Origin of the sequence: Cognatishimia maritima, assembly GCF_900129685.1 — a bacterium.
In the GTDB taxonomy this organism is placed as follows: Bacteria; Pseudomonadota; Alphaproteobacteria; order Rhodobacterales; family Rhodobacteraceae; genus Cognatishimia; species Cognatishimia maritima.
The window spans coordinates 366,268-386,902 of sequence record NZ_FQWM01000001.1 but is presented as its reverse complement, the minus strand read 5'-3'; the positions used below and the strand labels follow the sequence as shown (position 1 = coordinate 386,902).

Here is a 20,635-nt window from a genome sequence, read left to right as displayed (position 1 = left end):
GAAATACGCCAGATTGTAGTCGCGGATCGGGGTGCACACTACATATAGTGTTTCAGGCGGTCGCAGGGGAAAACGCTTCAAAGCATAGATGACCAGGGATTTTCTGGCATATGCAGGCGCTGTAACGGCGCTTGGGGGCGGCTTATTGCCCTGTCATTCGTGACACCACCCCGTCGCGTCAGAGTTTTGAGCGACCAACGAGCTTCGGGGCAGACATGAAAATCGAGCGCAGATTCACCAAGGCAAACCAAGACGCATATGCAGAGCTGGAGTTTGTTAGAACCACTTCGGAAATCCGAAATCCGGATGGCTCGATTGTCTTTCAGGCAAAGAACGTGGAGATCCCCGCGAAATGGAGCCAGGTCGCATCCGATGTGATCGCGCAGAAATATTTTCGCAAGGCGGGTGTGCCGTCTGAACTCAAGAAGGTCAAAGAGAAGGGCGTGCCCGAATTCCTTTGGCGCTCTGTGCCCGTTGAGGGCGCGGAAATGGGCGGCGAGACTTCGGCCAAGCAGGTGTTTGACCGTTTGGCGGGCGCATGGGCCTATTGGGGCTGGAAGGGTGGCTATTTCTCCACCGAGGAAGACGCCAAAGCCTATTATGATGAAATGCGGCACATGTTGGCCAGCCAGCGTGCCGCGCCGAACTCTCCGCAGTGGTTCAACACAGGCCTTCATTGGGCCTATGGCATCGACGGTCCCGCGCAGGGGCACCATTATGTCGACTACAAGTCGGGCAAGCTGACCAAGTCCAAATCCTCCTATGAACATCCGCAGCCGCACGCCTGCTTTATCCAGTCAGTCTCTGACGATCTGGTGAACGAGGGCGGCATTATGGACCTTTGGGTGCGTGAGGCGCGGCTGTTTAAATATGGCTCTGGCACCGGCACCAACTTCTCTAGTCTGCGTGCCGAAGGTGAGGCGCTGTCTGGCGGTGGTAAATCCTCGGGCCTGATGGGCTTTCTCAAAATCGGTGATCGCGCTGCGGGCGCGATCAAATCAGGCGGCACAACCCGTCGAGCAGCGAAGATGGTGATCTGTGATGCCGATCACCCGGACATCGAAGAATTCATCAACTGGAAAGTGAAAGAGGAACAGAAAGTGGCGTCCATCGTCGCGGGTTCCAAAGTTCACGAAGAAAAGCTGAATGAAATCTTCGCAGCCATCCGTGGATGGGATGGGTCTACCGAAGATGCGGTTGACCCCAAAAAGAATGATCAGCTGAAATCAGCGATCAAAGGCGCACGGAAGTCCAAGATTCCAGAGACTTACGTGAAGCGCGTGCTGGACTATGCAAAACAGGGCTACGCCAGCATTGAATTCCCCACCTATGACACAGACTGGGACAGCGAAGCCTATGCCTCGGTGTCGGGTCAGAATTCCAACAACTCGATCCGCGTGACCGATGCCTTCCTGAAGGCAGTGCGTGATGACAAAGATTGGGAACTGATCCGCCGCACCGACGGCAAGGTGGCAAAGACTATCAAGGCACGTGATCTGTGGGAACAAGTGGGGCATGCGGCATGGGCCTGTGCAGACCCTGGCATTCAATTCCACGACACCGTGAATGCCTGGCACACCTGCCCAGAAGACGGTGAGATTCGCGGTTCAAACCCTTGTTCTGAATATATGTTCCTCGATGACACGGCTTGTAACCTTGCGTCGATGAACCTGCTGACCTTCCTGAAGGACGGCAAATTCCAAGCCGAAGATTACGTGCACGCTACGCGCCTTTGGACGGTGACGCTGGAAATTTCGGTGATGATGGCGCAGTTCCCATCCAAGGAAATTGCGAAGCTGTCGTATGACTTCCGCACTTTGGGTCTGGGCTATGCCAATATCGGCGGTCTGTTGATGAACATGGGGTACAGCTACGACAGTGACGAAGGTCGAGCGCTGGCGGGTGCCCTGACTGCAATCCTGACGGGCGTATCCTATGCAACTTCCGCTGAAATGGCGGGCGAGTTGGGCGCTTTCTCTGGCTACAAACGCAATGCAGCCCACATGCTGCGGGTCATTCGCAACCACCGCAACGCCGCCTACGGTGCGGTTGATGGCTATGAAGAACTAGCTGTAAAACCTGTCCCGCTTGATCATGGCAATGTGCCAGATCAGGACCTCGCGAAGTTGGCGATGGCGTCTTGGGACGAAGCCTTGGCGTTGGGCGAGAAACACGGCTACCGCAACGCGCAGGTGTCGGTGATTGCACCGACTGGGACCATCGGACTGGTCATGGATTGCGACACCACGGGGATCGAACCTGACTTTGCGCTGGTGAAATTCAAAAAACTCGCAGGCGGTGGGTATTTCAAGATCATCAACCGCTCTGTTCCGGCGGCGCTGGAGAAGCTGGGTTATGGCTCTGCACAGATTGAAGAAATCATTTCCTACGCGGTCGGCCACGGCACATTGGGCAATGCGCCGGCGATCAACCCGACAACCTTGATACAACATGGGTTCACGCAAACAGAGATCGACAAGATCGAAGCCTCGCTTGCGACCGCATTTGATATCCGATTTGTTTTCAACCACTTCACCCTAGGCGAAGAGTTTGTGACTGGCCCGCTGGGTGTGCCTGCTGAAAAGCTGATGGACCCGGATTTCAACTTGCTAAGCCATCTTGGCTTCACAAAGGCCGACATTGATGCCGCGAATGACCACGTGTGTGGCACTATGACCTTGGAAGGCGCGCCGCACCTGAAAGAGGAACACCTGCCAATCTTTGATTGCGCCAACCCGTGCGGCAAAAAGGGCAAGCGGTTCCTGTCTGTGGATAGCCACATCACGATGATGGCCGCTGCGCAGTCCTTCATTTCCGGCGCGATCTCTAAGACGATCAACATGCCGAATGATGCCACGATTGAGGATTGCCAAAAGGCCTATGAACTGAGCTGGTCCTTGGGTGTCAAAGCCAACGCGCTGTATCGCGACGGTTCCAAACTCAGCCAGCCCTTGGCGGCAGCGCTGATCGAAGATGACGACGAAGCCGAAGAAATCCTCGAAAGCGGCACCCCGCAGGAAAAAGCCGCGGTTCTGGCAGAGAAGATTGTCGAAAAGATCGTGATCAAAGAAATCTTCAAAGCCGACCGCGAGAAGATGCCGGAACGCCGCAAAGGCTATACCCAAAAGGCCATCGTCGGCGGGCATAAGGTTTATTTGCGGACCGGCGAATATGCCGACGGCTCTTTGGGTGAAATCTTTATCGATATGCACAAAGAGGGCGCGGGATTCCGGGCGATGATGAACAACTTCGCCATCGCGGTCTCAGTCGGTTTGCAATACGGTGTTCCACTTGAGGAATTTGTGGATGCCTTTACTTTCACCAAATTTGAACCGGCGGGCATGGTGCAGGGCAACGACAGCATCAAAAATGCGACCTCGATCTTGGACTACATATTCCGCGAGTTGGCGGTGTCTTACCTCGACCGCACAGACCTTGCGCACGTCAAACCCGAAGGTGCCTCATTCGATGATCTGGGACGGGGCGAAGAAGACGGGCTGTCCAACCTCAAAGAGATTAGCGAAAGCGCGGCGACGCGGTCTTTGGAGATGCTGAAACAAGTGTCTTCGACCGGGTATTTGCGTAAACGTTTGCCACAGGAGTTGATGGTGCTGAACGGCGGCACTTTGGATCCAGAAATTGCGTTGAACACGCTGGTGCCTGAAACCGCGCAACCGGCGATGACCTCTGGCGCAGCGGTCGCCAGCGCGACAATGACGATGGATGAACGCACAAAGGCCAAGATGCAGGGCTACGAAGGCGATCCGTGCGGCGATTGCGGCAACTACACGCTGGTGCGCAACGGCACCTGCATGAAATGCAACACCTGCGGCGCGACATCGGGCTGTAGCTAAGGTTACTGGGGGGTGGCCTTCGGGCTGCGCGGACACCCTCGGCGGGGGGTATATCCCGCCACGAATTTACAAATCTGAGGCGGGTGCGCTCGCCTTGATACGACACTTGGGCCGCAGGCAAAAAAACTACGAGCGGTAAACTAAAGTGAGCGCAAGTGGCGAAACTCGGGGGGCTAGGTCCCCCCAACTTTATTTCTTCCATTTGCAAACGGTGCGTCCGTGCCAAGAACGCCCCAAGCTGTCACTGTCGTGGCAGATGAATGTTGAACGCAGTGCGAAGTGCATTGTCGAGCTCTGGATCAAAGGCAGCTTTGGACCGCTGAGATAGAATTTCTTCTTTCCGGGCAGTTGCTGTTTCAATCAGGTCCAGCTTGCCTTTTTCGTCCCATTCCTTGGGTGAAGTGCGATCTCCAAGTGACGGATATACAAAGTCTTTCTGCATCCGCGACAGCGTCTCGCCTGTGCCAAGGTAGTGGCCCGGACCGCCAATGCAGACCTCTCTGATCTGATCTAGTGCGAGGGTAGTGTCATCGACCTCGATTCCGCGCAGGCAGCGCATGGCTTGCCCGATCAAGTCATCCCCTAAGATCAGGCTTTCGTGACAGAACCCCAATAGTGACGCGTGCATGCCTGCGGCCTCATAGACCATATTCACACCTGCCAGCGCGCTGGTGACATTGGAACACATTTGCTCCCATCCGGCCTGCATATCCGGCAATTTTGCGTCGGTCATCCCGGCAGGGGCACCACCGGGAAGCCCGTAGAATTGGTGCATCTGCGCGCAGGCTGCCGACAGCAACGCTTGTTCGCCAGATCCGCCTGTCATGGCCCCAGTGCGCAGGTCCAACCCAAAGGGCCATGTGCCAAAGATCGCAGGGTGACCCGGGGTGACAGCATTGACATAAACCAACCCGGCCAGACATTCAGCGGTGGATTGCACCACAGCGCCGGCGATGGTCGACGGGGCCGTCGCGCCCGCCATACAGGCGGAGAGAAGAAGCACGGGCATGCCTCCAAGAATGCAACGTTCCATCACCTCGCAGCTTTCGGTCGCAAACCTCATGGGCGGCACGACGAAGCAGTTGGTGTTGGCCAAAAAAGGCCGGGCGCGCCACGCCTCTTCGCCACCAGCAATCATGTGCAGCATTTTCAACGCGTCATCGACAAATCCGGGTTCGGTGAATGAGGTGCCGATGTGTTTCTTTGTACCAGAACAGGTCGCATAGATCGTGTTCAAGTCCATTTCGCGATTATCCGCGATGTCGCGACACACCATGGGCCGTTGCACGAAATGGATATTGTCGAGCTCTTCGCAAATCCGCGCCGCGTCGTGCAGATCCTGCACCGTACTGTCACGGTAGCTGCGCCCGGCGACATCGACCATGCTGACAGCAGCGCCTGCCGTGCCATAGTGCACGCGCGTCCCATTCAACTGCAGATCGTATTTTGGGTCTCGCCCATAAAGCGTGATGGATTTGCAGGCCTTCTCCAGCGCGGCCTCGACCACCTGACGTGGAAAGCGCAGGCGTCCGTCGTCCCCAAGGATCGCGCCAACGCCTGTCATATAGGCAATCCCGCTTTCGGGTGCGTCGGCGAGGCCGATTTCTTCCAACGCTTGCAGGGCCGTTTCGTGAATGCGTTCGATTTCGGCCTGTGACAGCGGCTTGTACTGGCCGCCGGACATGCCGGGGTGGATGGCGCGTTGATCTTCGCTTGGGGCTGCCGCGCGCAATTCGCGCCGCGCATTTCGTCCGCCGTGGCGCCGAGAAGTGAGAGTGGTCATTTCGATGTCCTTTGATCTGATTTGAAATTGCTGGGCAAAATCAGATCAAAGGGGCACCCCGCGCGGCCTTGCCGCGTTCCGCACCGATGGTGCGTGACACAAGGTCAATTTTCCAGCGGCTATTGTGCATGCACGCCTCCCTAAGCGTAGGGTTGCCCAAGAAGGATCAAAAATCTGTCACAATAGCGACGCCCACTGCAGATTTCCGTCGCTTATGGCAACTCATCTGACGAGTTTCCCATCAGATACCGCGGCCCTTGGCCCTTAGTCCGAATGCGGTCTTTGGGGTTGTATAGCTTGCAATGAGACAGGGAGAGACAGCCGCAGCCAATGCAGCCGTCCAGCTTGTCGCGCAGTGCCTGCATCTGTGAAATCCTGCTGTCGAGGTCTGCTCGGAACTGCCGCGACAGGCGTTCCCAGTCGGCTTTGGTCGGGGTGCGATTGTCCGGCAGGCTGCCCATGGCCGCCTTGATCTGTTTGATCGAGAACCCCAGCTGCTGCGCGATCATCACAAAGGACAACCTGCGAATATCCGCGCGTTCAAACCGGCGCTGCCCGCCCGCATTGCGAAACGGTGTCACAAGGTTTTCATCCTCATAGTAGCGGATGGCACTCGGTGCGAGGCCAGTGCGGTCGGAAATTTGACCAATACTAAGGCCGCGATTTGTTACCGGATTGATTTTCAACGAAACTTTCCGTTTGACCTAAAGTGCACTTGAGAAATTAGAACAGAGTCATCGTTAAATCAATATGAAGGAGAGCAGGAATGCGCTTGGAACATGTAAATGTCACCGTGTCTGATCCAAAGGAAATGGCGGGCATCTTGGAAGATCTGTTTGAATGGAAAATCCGTTGGGAAGGGGCCGCCAAGGACAATGGCTATACCGTGCATGTCGGCGACGATGAGGCCTATCTGGCGCTTTACAGCCCCAAGAAGCCGCTCGCTGACAATGGCATTTCCTATGGTGTTCAAAACGGATTGAACCACATCGGCGTTGTGGTCCCAGATATTCAGGCGGTTGAAAACCGCGTGATCAATGCGGGCTACACGCCTCACAATCACGCGGATTATGAACCCGGAGAGCGGTTCTATTTTGACGGGCCAGAAGGCATCGAATTCGAAGTTGTGAGCTACGCCTGACAGCCCGTTTGTGTCAGGCACGGATTGGTCTCTTTTGTCTGACATAGGGTCAGGGCGCGGCAGGTGTCATGCCTTGACCGAATGGGGGCGGCTCTCTAAGGTCGCCCCCATGAACACTGCAAGCATCATCATTATTTGCTGCATTACCTGCTAAGACAATTTGGCGGGCCGTTCTTCTATTCCAAAACACCAGTGAAGTTGCTAAGCCCGCCAGCACGAAAGCCGTGTGAGGACGAGCCATGACCGACGTTACGATTAAGTTGCACAACTCAAAGACCCGCAAGAAAGAGATTTTTGCGCCTTTGGACCCTAAGAACGTGCGCATGTATGTCTGTGGCCCGACGGTCTATGACCGTGCGCATCTTGGCAATGCGCGTCCTGTCATTGTGTTTGATGTGCTTTATCGGCTGCTTCGTCACGTTTACGGCGAGGACCACGTGACGTATGTGCGCAACTTCACCGATGTGGATGACAAGATCAACGCGACGGCTTTGGCGCGCAAAGAAGCTGGGGCGGCGGGGACTTTGGAAGACCTGGTCGCCGAGCGGTCTAATGAAACCATTAGCTGGTACCTCAAGGACATGGGCGCTTTGGGTGCGTTGGAACCCAACGAAATGCCCCGCGCGACGGCCTACATTACCCAGATGATCGCCATGATCGAAAGCTTGATTGCCAAGGGTCATGCCTATGCGGATGGGGCAGGGCATGTGTTGTTTTCGGTGAAAAGCTACAAGGATTATGGTCATCTTTCCGGTCGCTCGGTCGATGACATGATCGCGGGGGCGCGTGTTGAGGTTGCGCATAACAAGCGCGACCCGATGGATTTTGTGCTGTGGAAGCCGTCCACCGATGATCTGCCCGGTTGGGACAGCCCTTGGGGCCGTGGCCGTCCGGGGTGGCACATCGAATGCTCTGCCATGTCGCATGAACTATTGGGCGACAGCTTTGACATCCACGGGGGCGGCAACGATCTGCAATTCCCGCACCACGAAAATGAGATCGCCCAAAGCCGCTGCGCCCACCCGGAGGGCGAGTTCGCGCGCTACTGGTTGCACAATGAAATGCTGCAGGTCGAAGGTAAGAAGATGTCCAAATCGCTGGGCAATTTCTTTACGGTGCGTGACCTGCTGGATAAGGGCGTGCCGGGTGAAGTGATCCGCTTTGTGTTCCTGTCAACGCATTACGGCAAGCCGATGGATTGGACAGAGAAGAAGGCAAAAGAGGCGGAGAAGACGCTGCGCGCAATCGCTCAAGTGTTTGGCGGCGATCCACAAACTCAAGAATGGTATATACCAAGCGCTGCGCATACGCCTCAGGAAGTATTGGATGCGCTATGCAACGATCTAAACACATCATTGGCTTTAACGCTCGTGAAAAAATACGCCAAAAACCATGAGGCCGCTAAACTCGACGCGTCGCTACGCTTGCTCGGATTTGATCCCGACGAACTTGTAGCGAAGTACAATAGTTTTGGGGTTAGTGCAGGAAGCAATGGTGTAGTTGAAGGGGTAAGCTATCACGACGATGGAAGTATTCCGTTCGCAGCTAGCGAGGTCTTGCTGAAAGCGTCTCAGCGTTTGGAAGAAGAACGTAAGAAGGCGATGGAAACCAAAGACTTCTCAGAAGTTGACCGCCTGAAATCGGCCCTGCTGGACGCAGGCGTCGAAGTGCGCATGAGCAAGGCGGGTGTGGAACTCTTGCCGGGTGCAGATTTTGATGCGTCCAAATTGGAGGCATTGAAATGACACCATTTGCCAAACAGGACAGCCCTCGACCGCGGGCGGGGGTAAAGCCCCCGCCCTGGGGGGCGGTCGGGGGCTGTCCGGCTGCGCCGGACAATAATTCCGGAGTAGGGAAATGACCAAAGAACGGCTCTACCTCTACGACACCACGCTCCGCGATGGGCAGCAGACCCAAGGCGTGCAATTCTCCACCGCCGAGAAGCAACAGATCGCCAAGGCGCTTGATACGCTGGGTGTGGATTACATCGAAGGCGGCTGGCCCGGTGCGAACCCGACGGATAGCGAGTTTTTCGAAACCCGGCCCGAGACCAAAGCAACCTTCACGGCCTTCGGCATGACTAAACGCGCGGGCATGTCGGCGGAAAACGATGATGTGCTCTCTGCTGTTTTGAATGCGGGCACGCCAGCCGTCTGTCTTGTCGGCAAAAGCCATGACTTCCACGTCGAAACCGCTCTTGGGATCACGCTGGCGGAAAACACAGAGAATATCTCTAAGTCCGTCGCGCACATCAAAGCTCAGGGGCGTGAGGCGCTGTTTGATGCTGAACATTTCTTTGATGGCTATAAGGCCAACCCAGAATATGCCATCGAGGCTGCAAAAGCGGCCTATGACGCCGGCGCGCGTTGGGTGGTGCTGTGCGACACGAATGGCGGCGCTTTGCCCAGTGAAGTGACAGAGGCTGTGAACGCAGTGATCGCGGCGGGCGTGCCGGGGGATCATCTGGGCATCCATACACACAATGACACCGAACATGCCGTTGCGAACTCTTTGGCCGCCGTCGACGCGGGTGCACGCCAAATTCAGGGCACGCTGAACGGATTGGGCGAACGCTGCGGCAACGCCAACTTGACCACGCTGATCCCGATGCTGCTGCTGAAAGAACCCTATGCGAGCAAGTTTGACACGGGCGTTACCCACAAAGCGCTGAAAGACATGACCCGGATCAGCCGCATGTTGGATGACGTCTTGAACCGGGTGCCCACCAAGCAGGCGGCGTTTGTTGGTGCGAGTGCCTTCGCCCATAAAGCGGGCCTGCATGCCAGCGCCATTCTGAAGGACCCGACAACCTACGAACATGTCGATCCGTCGAAGGTGGGCAATAGCCGGATCATCCCGATGTCCAATCAGGCGGGGCAATCCAACCTGCGGCGGCGGTTAAGCGAAGCGGGGATCGACGTCGAAAAGGGCAATCCCGCCTTGCCCCGTATCCTTGAGAAAATCAAAGAAAAAGAGGCGCTTGGCTATTCCTTTGATACCGCGCAGGCGAGTTTTGAACTTCTGGCCCGCCGTGAATTGGGGCTGCTGCCATCCTATTTCGAAGTCAAACGCTACCGCGTGACCGTTGAGCGTCGCAAGAACAAGCGCAATAAGATGGTTAGCCTGTCCGAAGCGGTTGTTGTCGTCAAAGCGGGCGGTGAAAAGCGGCTCAGCGTGAGTGAATCCATGGATGAAACCGGATCAGACCGCGGCCCGGTTAACGCACTGGCCAAGGCTCTGGCGAAGGACCTGGGGCCTTATCAGGAATATATCGACGACATGCGGCTCGTCGACTTTAAGGTGCGCATCACCCAAGGCGGCACAGAGGCGGTCACGCGCGTCATAATCGACAGCGTCGACGGGCAGGGGCGGCAATGGTCCACTGTTGGGGTTTCTGCCAATATTGTGGACGCTTCGTTTGAGGCGCTGGTGGATGCCACGATCTGGAAGCTGGTGCGCGATGGCGCGCAGCCCATTGGGTAAGGCGGGTAAGATTGGTGAATCCTGATATTGCTGCCTGCGCCGGGATTGTCCAAAAGGGCGACCCGGATCGGTTTCTTGCCATTATGTCAGGGCCGGTGGCGCTGCGCGAAAAGCTGTTTCCGCTTTATGCGATGAACGTCGAAGTCGCGCGTGCGCCATGGGTGACGCAGGAAAGCATGATCGCCGAAATGCGCCTGCAATGGTGGCGGGACGCCTTGGACGAAATTGCCACAGGCGGGCAGGTGCGTCGGCATGAGGTGGTGACACCCTTGGCAAGTATCCTGAGTGCGGAGCAAGCCAAGGCGCTGGATGAGTTGGTGCTGGCGCGGCGCTGGGATATTTACAAAGACCCGTTTGAAGACGCCGCGCAGTTCCACGCCCATCTTGAAAAGACTTCTGGTTTGCTTCTGTCCGTCGCTTGGCAACTCGCAGGTGGGTCGCCCGAGGCCGATGTCAGCGCGATAGGTTATGCGGATGGGCTTGCGCGTTGGTTCCAAGCCATCCCGGCGCTGGAAGCGAGCGGTCGGTTGCCGTTGGTCGACGGCCGGGCTGAGGCAGTGGCGTCTCTTGCCACAGAAGCTTTGGCTGGTCTGGCGAAGGCACGAAGGTTACTTGGGCGAGTCAGTAGCACTGAGGCTGCAGCGTTGCGCACGACATGGCTGGCTGAACCGGTCCTTCGGCAGGTTTCCCTATCTCCAACTTGCGTCGCTGACGGTACAATCCATATCAGTGATTTTCGTAAAAAAAGCAGTCTCTTGTGGAAATCCCTTAACGCAAGCTGGTAATGGGCGCATTGTGCATGGCGTGCAGGTCTTTGCCATCTTCAGCGACAAACAGCCCCGGCAGCACCGTTGCGCTTTCCAGGGCATCGACAGGAAGCGACACGAACCCTTGCGCTTGCTCTCCGTAGCCCGACACGATCCAAGCGCGTCCCCAGAAATCAAGTTTGAGCGGACGGATGTCCTGACGAGTGCCCGACATCAAAGCAACGCGCAACCTTTGCCGCGACTTAATGGCGGACCGCACCGTTGCCAAATGGCGTAAGGCCGCACTGCTTTGCTGAAACGGGTAGGGCGATAGGGCTTGATCAGACATTAGAGCGTCCGTTGGCAAGGCGGCATCTAGTTTTTCCGAAACACTTTGCGCGGCCACCTGCAATGTCTCGTCCGCACTAGCCGCAACCGCCAATAGCCCAAGATGCAGCGCCTCAAGTTCTTGTTCACTCAGATGAAGCGGTGGCAGGGTGATTACAGCCGCCGCGCGGTAGCCCTGACCCTGTGTTGCCACTATCGGCATACCGTTGGCTTTCAGCGTGTCCATGTCGCGGTAGATACTGCGTTGGGACACGCCAAACTCTGATGCAAGGTCTTCGGCGCGCAGGGTCTCTCCGCCGGAGAGCCGGTGCATGATAGCTTGCAGCCGTGTACGTCGTGATTCTGATTTCCCCATGCCGCTCTCTGGCAACTTCGATCTATAACTGACAATCCAGTGTCAGTATTGCGCGAAGTAGGCTGAATATCCAGAGGTTTTGCTGCTGTCTTAGACGCGCGCACAGGCGTAGAACTTTGAGGGACAAAAACCGCCCGCAAGGTCGGGCAGGAGTGGGAGAATACTCATGTTGAACAATATTGGTCTGCCGGGCCTTCTTTTGATTGCTGTTGTGGTTCTGGTTCTTTTTGGCCGGGGCAAGATTTCGTCGCTGATGGGCGAAGTCGGCAAAGGCATCACCGCGTTTAAAAAGGGCGTGGATGATGGCAAGAAAGAAATCGAAGACGGTGCTGCTGAAACCGCAAAAGACGTCACACCGGAAGACGAAAAAGACAAGGTCTGATCCATGCTGGACCTTGGATGGAGCGAACTGCTGGTGATTGGTGTTGTGGCCCTGATCGTGATCGGGCCCAAAGACCTGCCGGTGATGTTCCAGCAGGTAGGTAGGTTTGTCGGCAAGGCGCGGGCCATGGCGCGGGAGTTTTCCTATGCCATGAACCAAGCCGCAGACGAAGCTGGGATGAAGGACGCGACGTCCAGTTTCAAAAGCGCAACGGATACGCTGCGGACAGCAGCCAACCCCGCTAAGGCGGCTGGTGATGCGGTGCGCGACTCTGTGAAAGACATCGCAGACTTCAAACTTGATCTGGACAGCGAGTCCCTGAGCGAAGATCGCGCGGATGCGGCCCGCAAGATCCAAGACGCGACCGCCAAGAAAGCCGAGGCCGCAAAGGCCGAAGCAGCGGCGGCTGAGAAGACGAAGGATGCAGAATGAGCCAATCGGACGATATTGAGGACAGCTCTGCGCCGCTGATCGAACATCTGGCAGAACTGCGGACGCGGCTGATCCATTCAGTCGCTGCCTTTGTGGTTGGGATGGTGATTTGTTTCACCGTTGCGACCCCGCTGTTCAACTTCTTGACGGCCCCGCTGTGTCAAGTGCTAGGCGAACGCGGTCAGGACTGCGATCTGATCTTTATCAGCCCGCAGGAAGGTTTCTTTGTCGCGATTAAGATCTCTTTCCTCGGCGGCTTTATCTTGGCCTTTCCTTACATCGGGTTGCAGATGTGGCGCTTTGTGGCGCCCGGCCTCTACAAGAATGAAAAGAATGCCTTTTTGCCGTTTCTCGTGGCATCGCCTTTCATGTTCATTCTGGGCGCATCCTTTGCCTTTTACGTTGTAACCCCGCTGGCCTATGACTTCTTTTTAGGCTTCCAGCAGTTCGGTAACGAAGGTGAGGCGGTTCTGGATGAAGAAGTGCAGCAGGGGCTTTCGGTGGTCTTCCAAGGCTCGGCTCAAGAATACCTGAATCTGACCATTAAGTTCATTGTGGCTTTTGGTCTGTGTTTCCAGCTGCCTGTCCTCCTGACCCTGATGGGGAAGGCGGGTCTGGTCAGTGCCGAAGGCCTCGGCAATATGCGCAAATACGCTGTGGTTGGCATTCTTGTGTTGGCCGCCTTGGTGACGCCACCTGATGTCATAACGCAGGTGATCTTGTTCGTTGTGGTCTACGGACTTTACGAGGTGTCGATCTTCTTGGTACGTCGCGTTGAGAGGAAGCGCGAAGAGCAATTGCGCGCGGATGGCTATTACGACGACGAAGAAGAATTCGACATGGAAGACACCATGACCGAAGAACAGGACGCCGATGGCAAGTAAGACATTGAAACGTATTGCAGAGGCGCTGGAGCGGATAGCTCCGGCGCCTTTGCCGTCCCCGAATTTTGACGCGGCAGACGCCTTTGTTTGGCATGTGGACCCAGACCGATTGGAACCAGTGCCCAGGGTGAACCGGGTTGGGATTGAGTTGTTGATTGGCGTCAATCGATCCCGCGATACGCTGCTTGAAAATACGGTGCAATTTGCCAATGGATTGCCTGCCAACAACGCCCTGTTGTGGGGCGCGCGGGGCATGGGCAAATCGTCTTTGGTAAAAGCGGTGCATGCGGCAGTGCTGGAACAGGGCTTGCCCCTAAAGATCGTTGAACTGCAACGTGAAGACCTGCCAAGTGTGTCTCGGCTGCTAAACCACCTGCGTGGACGCAAGGAACGGTTTGTTCTGTTTTGCGACGACCTGTCGTTCTCCCACGATGATCAGCACTACAAAAGCCTGAAAGCGGTGCTCGATGGGGGGATTGAAGGGCGGCCGGATAACGTTGTTTTCTACGCGACCTCAAACCGCCGCCACCTAATGCCACGGGATATGATCGAGAACGAACGCTCCTCTGCGATCAGCCCATCTGAAGCGGTTGAGGAAAAGGTTTCTTTGTCAGATCGCTTTGGGCTGTGGCTTGGCTTCCACCCGTGTTCGCAAGACGAGTACCTCGACATGATCCGAGGCTATTGCCGGAACTACGGGATTGAGATTGATGAGGAAACGCTGTGGGCTGAGGCCATTGAATGGCAGGCCACGCGGGGCAGCCGCTCTGGCCGTGTTGCATGGCAATATTTCACCGATCTTGCCGGACGCAGGGGCGTGGTGATCGACTGATTGACGCGCCTAGAATGCTAAAAAAGAAAAGGGCCCGCAGAGGCCCTTTTTTTGCATTTTGGATTTCGAAGCGGCAAAACCTATTCAAGGTAGGGCATCGGGTCGACGCTATCGAACCCTTTGCGCACTTCGAAATGCACAAATTTGTCCTTCGCCGGGATCGCCGCAATTTTAGCGTTCCGCTTGACCGACGCGCCTTTGGCGACAGAGATATTATCGACGTTGTAATAGACCGTCATAATGTTGTCTGTGTGGCGGATCACAACAATCTTAACGCCGTCCGCATCGGTTGTGATTGCTGCAACGGTGCCATCATCTGCAGCAACAATCGGCGTGCCAGCGGCGGCGGACAGATCGATGCCGTTGTTCTTGCCTTTGCTATAGGTGCGGATGATCTTGCCGTTGACCGGGAAGGACATCTGGGCGCTCGAATTGACCGCTTTTGTCTGTGTCTTAGACAAGTCCTGCGCAGCCGGTTTTGCGACCTGCGTGGTGGTCTTTTCTTGCGGCAGAGGTTTCGCGGCGCTTGGTGGCACAGGTGTTGGGCTGCCTTGACCCGGCGCAGTTGTTGCACGCGCTTGTGGGCGGGCGCTAGAGGCGGGCGCTGCGGGCTGTGCAGGCGGGATCAATAGGATTTGGTTCTCGCGTATGGTGAAATCCGTGCCCAACCCGTTCCACTCTGCCAAAGACCGCACAGAGACATTGTAAAGCCGCGCAATGGTAAAGGCCGTCTCGCCGCGCTGCACGGTGTGGCGGATCGGTTCATACCCAATTTGGGTGTCTTCAGTGATTTGGACAGGCGCCGCGCCAAGTTCATCGGTCTGTACCGTCGGCGTCGCATTGTTGATCGCATTACCGGCAAGCGATGTGATGTCGACGTTTGATGGCGAGACAACCGGGCCAGACACGGGCTCTGCAACGCGCGAAGGCAGGGCCAAGATCTCCCCATCACGCAACGGGTCGTTGGGGCCAACCGCATTGTGACGCGCCAGTTGGTCTGCATTGATCCCAACGCGACTTGCGACATCGCTGACCGTATCCCCGCGCCGCGCAACAGCGACCTGATAGTTCGGGTAAGAGATCACGCCACGGCTGTCAGGCTCTGGTCGCTGGGCCGTTGCGCCGGCGGCGGCTTGGGACGTATCCAGACCCTGACCGAACATGTCGCGCAGGTCAAAATCCAACGGGTCGCTACAGGCCGTGGTCAGCGCCAAGGCGCTTACAGCCAGAACAACGCGGGTCGGGCGGTGCAGTGAAACTTTCATCTCGATATCCTCGCAGAACCCCGTCTGTTTGCGCGCGGGGTTTCTTTTACGACTAAACTCTACTGGACTTCAGTGCGATATGCGGCCCAGTCACAAAACCTAAGGCCTTATAGGCAAATTACCGCCTAATTGTCACGCGCCATCCCTTCGACAAGCGGCACAAAGCGCACTGGGCGGATCTCTTGATAGTCATAGCCATCATCGGTGCGCACAACTTTGATCATCGACTGAACCGCATCTGACTGTCCGACTGGCAGCACCATGATTCCGCCAACCTTGAGCTGCGCCAGCAACGGCCCCGGCGCGTCTTCGGCGGCGGCTGTCACGATGATCCGATCAAAGGGGGCCTGTTCTGGCAATCCAAAGCTGCCATCCGCCGCCAGCGCCGTTACATTGGCGAGGTCAAGTTCCTGAAATATCTGCTGTGCCTCGGTCATCAGCCGCCTGTGCCGCTCCACCGTATAGACCCGACGCGCCAGCTGGCTGAGGATCGCGGCCTGATAGCCAGAGCCGGTGCCAACCTCCAGAACCTTGTCACGCGGATTGACGTTCAGCGCCTGCGTCATCAGGCCAACCACGGACGGCTGGCTAATTGTCTGGCCGCAGGCGATGGGCAGTGGAGTATCTTCGTAGGCGCGATCCGCAAAGAGGCCTTTCACAAACAGCCCGCGGTCGATTTTCTCCATCGCCGTCAGAACAGCTTTATCCGTCACGCCCTTGCTGCGCAGGGCGTACATGAATTGCATTTTGCGTTCTGCCAGCGGCTCGGTCATTCGATGTCTTTCAAGGCCTCTAGCGCATCATAGGCTGTCAGATCAGCGCGCATAGGGGTGACAGAAATATATCCGTCCAAATTCGCATTAGAATCTGTGTTCTCGCCTGAATCCGCGCGCTGGTCGCCGCCTGTGACCCAAAGAAAACGCCGGGACGACGGGCTGGTATCGGCCTTGACCGCAAAAGACACGCCCTGACGGCGCCCTTGTTTGACAACCTTAATACCTTTGACATCAGCGGCGGCGACCGGCGGGAAGTTCACATTGTAAAACAGCCGGTACGCTTCATTATCCGGCACAGGCGCTGCCAGAATTTTTCGCACCACCTCAACAGCAAACTGCGCGCTGGCTTCAAACGGATCGTCAAGATCAGCGTTGTCCGGGCCATAGAATTGCGACAGGGCAATGGATGGCACGCCCTGCAAAGCACCTTCCATCGCGCCACCGATGGTCCCGGAATAAACCGTATTCTCTGCGGAATTATTGCCGCGATTTACACCCGACAAGATGAGGTCGGGCAGTTCGCCGCCCAGCACATCATGGATGCCTGCCAAAACGCAATCTGCTGGGCTTCCTTCGGCAGCAAAGCGACGTTCGCCCATCTTAGCGATCATTGTAGGGTGGGTGTAGCTGATGCAATGGCCGACACCGGATTGCTCAAACGCCGGTGCGACCGTCCAGACCTCTCCCTCAGGCCCAGCGATGTCTGTTGCAATACGGTGCAACACCTCCAGTCCCGGTGCGTTGATGCCATCGTCGTTGGTGATCAATATGCGCATGGGGCACTCCGCTGGAAAACTGGCGTTTCCAACTCTCTATGCGAGTGTGCAATCGGCAGCAAGGCAAGAGCGCCGCAATACGCGCCTTACTTGGGAAGGGAGAGTTCTTTCAGCAGGCGCGCGGCTTCGTCATGCGGATTGGCAAGCGCCTCACGTGGCTCCCCCGGAAAGAAACGCGCTCGCGTGCCTGTTGGCATGCCGTTTGGCGTCACGATGTGCACCTTGGGCCCGGTTGTCGCTGTTTCCGCCTGCCAGCTTTTGGCCAGCGCAATTTGGGCCGCCTTTGTGGCGCCATAGGAGCCAAAGAATTTTTCGCCGCCGCGTGGATCGTCAAAAAACACGGCCTGTCCCTCTTTGCCCAGCAAAGGAGAGATAAAGGGGATCAATTGCCCAGTTGCAGTGACGTTGCTGGCGACGGATTTGTTCCAGTCCTTAGCGTCAATATGATCTGTTGGCGTCAAAGGCGCCCCATGCACAGCGGCGTGGACCCACAGGTCGATTTTGCCCCAGCGATCAAAAACCGACCGACATAGCTGTGCCATGGCATCCGTATTTGTGATGTCCATCGGGGCCAAAGTAGCCTGGCCGTTCTTGGCTTTGATCCGGTCATCTAGGTCTTCAAGTCCGCCAACAGTGCGGCCAACAGCGACAATGTGAAACGCGGGCGCAAGCGCCTCTGCGAATGCAAAACCAAGGCCGCGCGAAGCGCCGGTGACAAGTGCGATTTTTTCAGTCATGGGGCCGGTTTGCAGGGGAAGGCTAGCAAGGTCAAGGGGCAGTTGAGACCAATGCACGAATTTCACAAGCTTTAGAAGCTATCCGTTATGCAACCGCTCCAGTGCCGCTTCGCAGGCTCCCAACTCAAGCCACTGACAATTCTGACAAAGGGTCGCAAGGCTGCCGGGTTTCACATTGGCTTTGATGCGGCGCAGGGCCTCACCCCATGTGATGCAATCGCCGTCACGCAACCCCAATGCCTTTGCGTGGCGTTGGTCTAATTGTTTGATCGTGTTGATCTTAACGCAGCCCAGATCGCGCCGTTCAGGGCAGGGGGTGCAGATGCTGTCGGCGACGAAGGTGACGGTGATGCGTGTGTTCTCTCCGCCTGCGTTGCGCAGCTTGCCATCGACAATCTCCCCCATATTGGCGGTGAACGCAGACGAATAGCCTTCGCCCTGAAACCCAAGTGAGCACAGGAAATGATGAGGTCTAAAGCGGATCGGCTGCACCATAGATCGTCCTTTCGCCGCTTTAGAAAACCGAAACCCCGCGGTTTTGCAACCACGAGGTCTGATTTCGTTGCGTCCTAGCAGAAAAGCCGCTTATTCCGCTGCTTTCAGTTCAAACCCTTTGGCAATCATATCGGCCGGCCGCACAGGGTATTCGCCGCTGAAACAGGCATCGCAATATTGCGGGCACTTTTTGTTGCGCCCTTCAGGCTCGCCAACGGCGCGGTAAAGCCCATCCAGAGAGATGAACTTCAGGCTATCAACAGCCAGATGTTCCGCCATCTGATCTTCGTTCATGGTCGCCGCCAGCAGCTTTTCACGCTCTGGCGTGTCGACACCATAGAAGCAGGGCCATGCGGTGGGCGGAGACGCGATGCGGAAGTGCACTTCTTTTGCACCTGCATCTAGGATCATCTCTTTGATCTTGCGGCTGGTGGTGCCACGCACAACCGAGTCATCCACCAGAATGACGCGTTTGCCTTCGATCAAGGCGCGGTTCACGTTCAGTTTCAGGCGCACACCCATATTGCGGATCTGCTCTGTCGGTTCAATAAAGGTCCGGCCCATATATTGGTTGCGCACGATCCCCATGGCAAAAGGGATGCCGCTTTCCTGAGAATACCCGATGGCCGCAGGTGTCCCGGAATCAGGCACCGCACAAACAAGGTCCGCGTCGACCGGGTTTTCCCGCGCCAGTTCCACGCCAATCTGACGGCGTGTTTCATAGACGGATCGGCCGCCATAGCTGCTGTCTGGGCGTGAGAAATACACGTGCTCAAAGATGCAGAATTTTGAAGGCTGTGGGCGGAAGGGGAAATGGCTTTCGACGCCATTTTCAGCGGTAATGACCACCATTTCGCCCGGCTTGATTTCGCGAATAAATTCAGCGCCAATGATATCTAGCGCACAGGTTTCCGAACTCAGAACCCAGCCCTCGGCCAGTTTGCCCAATACCAGCGGGCGCACGCCCAGCGGGTCGCGCACGCCGATCAGTTTGGTGCGGGTCATGGCGACAACAGAAAACGCGCCTTCGACCCGGCGCAGTGCGTCTTCCATCCGTTCCGGGATCGTGCGCTGCAGCGAGCGCGCCATTAGGTGGATGATACATTCGGAATCTGACGAGCTTTGAAAGATCGAACCGCGTTCGATCAGTTCCCGGCGTAGGCTGTCGGCATTGGTGATATTGCCGTTATGGGCAATCGCCGCGCCACCCATGGAGAACTCTCCAAAGAAGGGCTGTACATCGCGGATCGCGGTCTGCCCCTTAGAACCAGCTGTCGAATAACGCACATGCCCGATCGCAAGGGGACCGGGCAGCGTGGACATCAGGCTTTCTTTGGTGAAGTTGTCGCGGACATAGCCGAAACGACGGGCATTGTTAAATCCGTGTTCCGGGTGATGACAGACGATACCGCCCGCTTCCTGGCCGCGGTGCTGGAGGGCGTGCAGGCCAAGCGCAACAAAGTTTGCTGCATCTTTCAGGCCAACGACGCCAAACACGCCGCATTCTTCACGAAGTTTATCATCATCGAAGGGATGGGCGATTGGCATTTGCTTGGACAAGGGGGCGCTCCGAATCCTGTGGTCTTGCTTGGCCCTCTCATAGTGGGTCGCGCCCCATATGTCACGAAGGTAACACGGCAATGTCGTTTTCGGCTGGCGCCACCCTTTGTGCAGTGCTGCCCAATCAGCCCATTTGCCAATAAAAAAGCCCGGCGTACTGCCGGGCTTTGGTCAGGCAATGGCTCAGGTCAAGGCAGTGCCAAGACTACTCACAACTGCCGACCAACTGTTCGTATTGTTCTGTGATCCAGCCCAATGCCGCCGTCGGGTTGCGTTCCTCGATCTGGCCAGTGACGCGTGCAAAGACCGCAGCAGAGCGGCTGTCATCGACCATTGGCGTCTCTTGGCCAGAAGTCACAACTTCGTAGACAAAGAAACCGACGGCCACCAAAAGAATACCGCGCAGGACGCCAAAGAGAAAGCCAAGCCCCTGATCAAGCCCACCAAGGGCGGTGCGCTGCACCAGAGAGGAAAAGAGCGGCGTAAAGAAAGACACCACAACAAGGGACGCGGCAAAAACCGCACCGGCTGCCGCGATCATTGCCAGTTCACAGCTGTCGGCAAGGAAGTCGCCCACAACAGGCACTTCTTTGACCAGTGGTTCCACCTGAGGGGCAAAGACAAATGCCACGACCGCCGCCGCGATCCATCCGATAATCGCCATTGCCTCGCGTACAAGGCCACGGGAATAGGCCAGCAAAGCCGACAGCAAAATGACGCCCGCCACAACGGCGTCGATGATTGTGAAGCCTTCCATTGGTCTTCTATCCCTCTCTTCGCAGGCGC

General features: G+C 56.6%; 19 protein-coding genes. 9 read left to right on the top strand and 10 right to left on the bottom strand.

What is annotated here, in order from left to right; all coding sequences use genetic code 11:
- The first annotated feature begins 215 nt into the window (after window positions 1-215).
- Window positions 216-3,854: a vitamin B12-dependent ribonucleotide reductase gene (locus BUA39_RS01980; RefSeq protein ID WP_084604652.1), complete on the top strand. Its 3,639-nt coding sequence runs from the start codon at window positions 216-218 to the stop codon at window positions 3,852-3,854.
- A gap of 241 nt (window positions 3,855-4,095) precedes the next feature.
- Here the strand turns inward: BUA39_RS01980 and BUA39_RS01975 are convergent, their stop codons facing one another.
- Both BUA39_RS01975 and soxR read right to left on the bottom strand, forming a co-directional pair.
- Window positions 4,096-5,637 (bottom strand): trimethylamine methyltransferase family protein, encoded by a 1,542-nt coding sequence (locus BUA39_RS01975; protein ID WP_072790207.1) that lies wholly within the window; start codon window positions 5,635-5,637, stop codon window positions 4,096-4,098.
- Between the two features lie 212 nt (window positions 5,638-5,849).
- Window positions 5,850-6,317, bottom strand: a complete 468-nt coding sequence (soxR, locus tag BUA39_RS01970; protein WP_072791656.1) for a redox-sensitive transcriptional activator SoxR — start codon at window positions 6,315-6,317, stop codon at window positions 5,850-5,852.
- 86 nt (window positions 6,318-6,403) lie between these two features.
- On the opposite strand from soxR, the gene BUA39_RS01965 reads away from it, so the two are divergent.
- From BUA39_RS01965 to BUA39_RS01950, 4 genes are all read left to right on the top strand, one after another.
- Window positions 6,404-6,778: a VOC family protein gene (locus tag BUA39_RS01965; protein ID WP_072790204.1), complete on the top strand. Its 375-nt coding sequence runs from the start codon at window positions 6,404-6,406 to the stop codon at window positions 6,776-6,778.
- A gap of 239 nt (window positions 6,779-7,017) precedes the next feature.
- The gene (gene cysS, locus BUA39_RS01960) at window positions 7,018-8,523 is read left to right on the top strand and encodes a cysteine--tRNA ligase (protein WP_072790201.1); all 1,506 of its coding nucleotides are present in this window, start codon (window positions 7,018-7,020) and stop codon (window positions 8,521-8,523) included.
- Window positions 8,524-8,635: 112 nt separating this feature from the next.
- Window positions 8,636-10,261, top strand: coding sequence for a citramalate synthase (cimA, locus tag BUA39_RS01955; protein WP_072790198.1), 1,626 nt, complete (start codon window positions 8,636-8,638; stop codon window positions 10,259-10,261).
- Between the two features lie 14 nt (window positions 10,262-10,275).
- Complete coding sequence (locus tag BUA39_RS01950) at window positions 10,276-11,046, top strand: squalene/phytoene synthase family protein (RefSeq protein ID WP_341349533.1); 771 nt, start codon at window positions 10,276-10,278, stop codon at window positions 11,044-11,046.
- On the opposite strand, the gene BUA39_RS01945 is transcribed toward BUA39_RS01950, so the two are convergent.
- Entirely contained in the window at window positions 11,030-11,710 is a 681-nt protein-coding gene (locus tag BUA39_RS01945) for a helix-turn-helix transcriptional regulator (protein ID WP_072790192.1), read from the bottom strand. The genes BUA39_RS01950 and BUA39_RS01945 overlap by 17 nt on opposite strands.
- Before the next feature lie 166 nt (window positions 11,711-11,876).
- On the opposite strand from BUA39_RS01945, the gene BUA39_RS01940 reads away from it, so the two are divergent.
- Genes BUA39_RS01940 through BUA39_RS01925 form a run of 4 tightly spaced genes read left to right on the top strand, consistent with a single transcriptional unit; the run spans window position 11,877 to window position 14,240 of the window.
- On the top strand, window positions 11,877-12,092 hold the full coding sequence (locus BUA39_RS01940; protein WP_072790189.1) for a twin-arginine translocase TatA/TatE family subunit: 216 nt from the start codon (window positions 11,877-11,879) through the stop codon (window positions 12,090-12,092).
- A 3-nt stretch (window positions 12,093-12,095) separates the two neighbouring features.
- Entirely contained in the window at window positions 12,096-12,524 is a 429-nt protein-coding gene (gene tatB, locus BUA39_RS01935; protein ID WP_072790186.1) for a Sec-independent protein translocase protein TatB, read from the top strand.
- Complete coding sequence (tatC, locus tag BUA39_RS01930) at window positions 12,521-13,408, top strand: twin-arginine translocase subunit TatC (RefSeq protein ID WP_072790183.1); 888 nt, start codon at window positions 12,521-12,523, stop codon at window positions 13,406-13,408. The genes tatB and tatC overlap by 4 nt, the downstream gene beginning before the upstream one ends.
- Window positions 13,398-14,240, top strand: a complete 843-nt coding sequence (locus BUA39_RS01925; protein WP_072790181.1) for an ATP-binding protein — start codon at window positions 13,398-13,400, stop codon at window positions 14,238-14,240. The genes tatC and BUA39_RS01925 overlap by 11 nt, the downstream gene beginning before the upstream one ends.
- Before the next feature lie 80 nt (window positions 14,241-14,320).
- Here BUA39_RS01925 and BUA39_RS01920 read toward each other — a convergent pair whose 3' ends face one another.
- The 7 genes from BUA39_RS01920 to BUA39_RS01890 all read right to left on the bottom strand — a co-directional run bounded on the left by BUA39_RS01920 (window position 14,321) and on the right by BUA39_RS01890 (window position 20,606).
- Complete coding sequence (locus BUA39_RS01920; protein ID WP_072790178.1) at window positions 14,321-15,505, bottom strand: M23 family metallopeptidase; 1,185 nt, start codon at window positions 15,503-15,505, stop codon at window positions 14,321-14,323.
- Between the two features lie 125 nt (window positions 15,506-15,630).
- Complete coding sequence (locus BUA39_RS01915; RefSeq protein ID WP_072790175.1) at window positions 15,631-16,278, bottom strand: protein-L-isoaspartate(D-aspartate) O-methyltransferase; 648 nt, start codon at window positions 16,276-16,278, stop codon at window positions 15,631-15,633.
- Complete coding sequence (surE, locus tag BUA39_RS01910) at window positions 16,275-17,057, bottom strand: 5'/3'-nucleotidase SurE (RefSeq protein WP_072790172.1); 783 nt, start codon at window positions 17,055-17,057, stop codon at window positions 16,275-16,277. Before surE ends, BUA39_RS01915 begins: the two co-directional genes overlap by 4 nt.
- 86 nt (window positions 17,058-17,143) lie before the next feature.
- Window positions 17,144-17,794, bottom strand: coding sequence for an SDR family NAD(P)-dependent oxidoreductase (locus BUA39_RS01905; protein ID WP_072790169.1), 651 nt, complete (start codon window positions 17,792-17,794; stop codon window positions 17,144-17,146).
- 78 nt (window positions 17,795-17,872) lie between these two features.
- Complete coding sequence (locus BUA39_RS01900; RefSeq protein WP_072790166.1) at window positions 17,873-18,289, bottom strand: DUF1284 domain-containing protein; 417 nt, start codon at window positions 18,287-18,289, stop codon at window positions 17,873-17,875.
- A 90-nt stretch (window positions 18,290-18,379) separates the two neighbouring features.
- Window positions 18,380-19,837 carry an amidophosphoribosyltransferase gene (gene purF / locus BUA39_RS01895; protein WP_072790163.1) on the bottom strand — a complete coding sequence of 486 codons (1,458 nt, stop codon included), beginning with the start codon at window positions 19,835-19,837 and terminating at the stop codon, window positions 18,380-18,382.
- A gap of 217 nt (window positions 19,838-20,054) precedes the next feature.
- Window positions 20,055-20,606: a CvpA family protein gene (locus tag BUA39_RS01890; protein ID WP_072790160.1), complete on the bottom strand. Its 552-nt coding sequence runs from the start codon at window positions 20,604-20,606 to the stop codon at window positions 20,055-20,057.
- Between the last annotated feature and the right edge of the window lie 29 nt (window positions 20,607-20,635).

What these genes read in the sequence shown, in the direction of transcription:
- BUA39_RS01980 (WP_084604652.1), top strand. Translation starts at nt 216, where the DNA reads ATGAAAATCGAGCGCAGATTCACCAAGGCAAACCAAGACGCATATGCA.
- BUA39_RS01975 (WP_072790207.1), bottom strand. Translation starts at nt 5,637, where the DNA reads ATGACCACTCTCACTTCTCGGCGCCACGGCGGACGAAATGCGCGGCGC.
- BUA39_RS01965 (WP_072790204.1), top strand. Translation starts at nt 6,404, where the DNA reads ATGCGCTTGGAACATGTAAATGTCACCGTGTCTGATCCAAAGGAAATG.
- cysS (WP_072790201.1), top strand. Translation starts at nt 7,018, where the DNA reads ATGACCGACGTTACGATTAAGTTGCACAACTCAAAGACCCGCAAGAAA.
- cimA (WP_072790198.1), top strand. Translation starts at nt 8,636, where the DNA reads ATGACCAAAGAACGGCTCTACCTCTACGACACCACGCTCCGCGATGGG.
- BUA39_RS01945 (WP_072790192.1), bottom strand. Translation starts at nt 11,710, where the DNA reads ATGGGGAAATCAGAATCACGACGTACACGGCTGCAAGCTATCATGCAC.
- BUA39_RS01940 (WP_072790189.1), top strand. Translation starts at nt 11,877, where the DNA reads ATGTTGAACAATATTGGTCTGCCGGGCCTTCTTTTGATTGCTGTTGTG.
- tatB (WP_072790186.1), top strand. Translation starts at nt 12,096, where the DNA reads ATGCTGGACCTTGGATGGAGCGAACTGCTGGTGATTGGTGTTGTGGCC.
- tatC (WP_072790183.1), top strand. Translation starts at nt 12,521, where the DNA reads ATGAGCCAATCGGACGATATTGAGGACAGCTCTGCGCCGCTGATCGAA.
- BUA39_RS01925 (WP_072790181.1), top strand. Translation starts at nt 13,398, where the DNA reads ATGGCAAGTAAGACATTGAAACGTATTGCAGAGGCGCTGGAGCGGATA.
- BUA39_RS01920 (WP_072790178.1), bottom strand. Translation starts at nt 15,505, where the DNA reads ATGAAAGTTTCACTGCACCGCCCGACCCGCGTTGTTCTGGCTGTAAGC.
- BUA39_RS01915 (WP_072790175.1), bottom strand. Translation starts at nt 16,278, where the DNA reads ATGACCGAGCCGCTGGCAGAACGCAAAATGCAATTCATGTACGCCCTG.
- surE (WP_072790172.1), bottom strand. Translation starts at nt 17,057, where the DNA reads ATGCGCATATTGATCACCAACGACGATGGCATCAACGCACCGGGACTG.
- BUA39_RS01905 (WP_072790169.1), bottom strand. Translation starts at nt 17,794, where the DNA reads ATGACTGAAAAAATCGCACTTGTCACCGGCGCTTCGCGCGGCCTTGGT.
- BUA39_RS01900 (WP_072790166.1), bottom strand. Translation starts at nt 18,289, where the DNA reads ATGGTGCAGCCGATCCGCTTTAGACCTCATCATTTCCTGTGCTCACTT.
- purF (WP_072790163.1), bottom strand. Translation starts at nt 19,837, where the DNA reads ATGCCAATCGCCCATCCCTTCGATGATGATAAACTTCGTGAAGAATGC.
- BUA39_RS01890 (WP_072790160.1), bottom strand. Translation starts at nt 20,606, where the DNA reads ATGGAAGGCTTCACAATCATCGACGCCGTTGTGGCGGGCGTCATTTTG.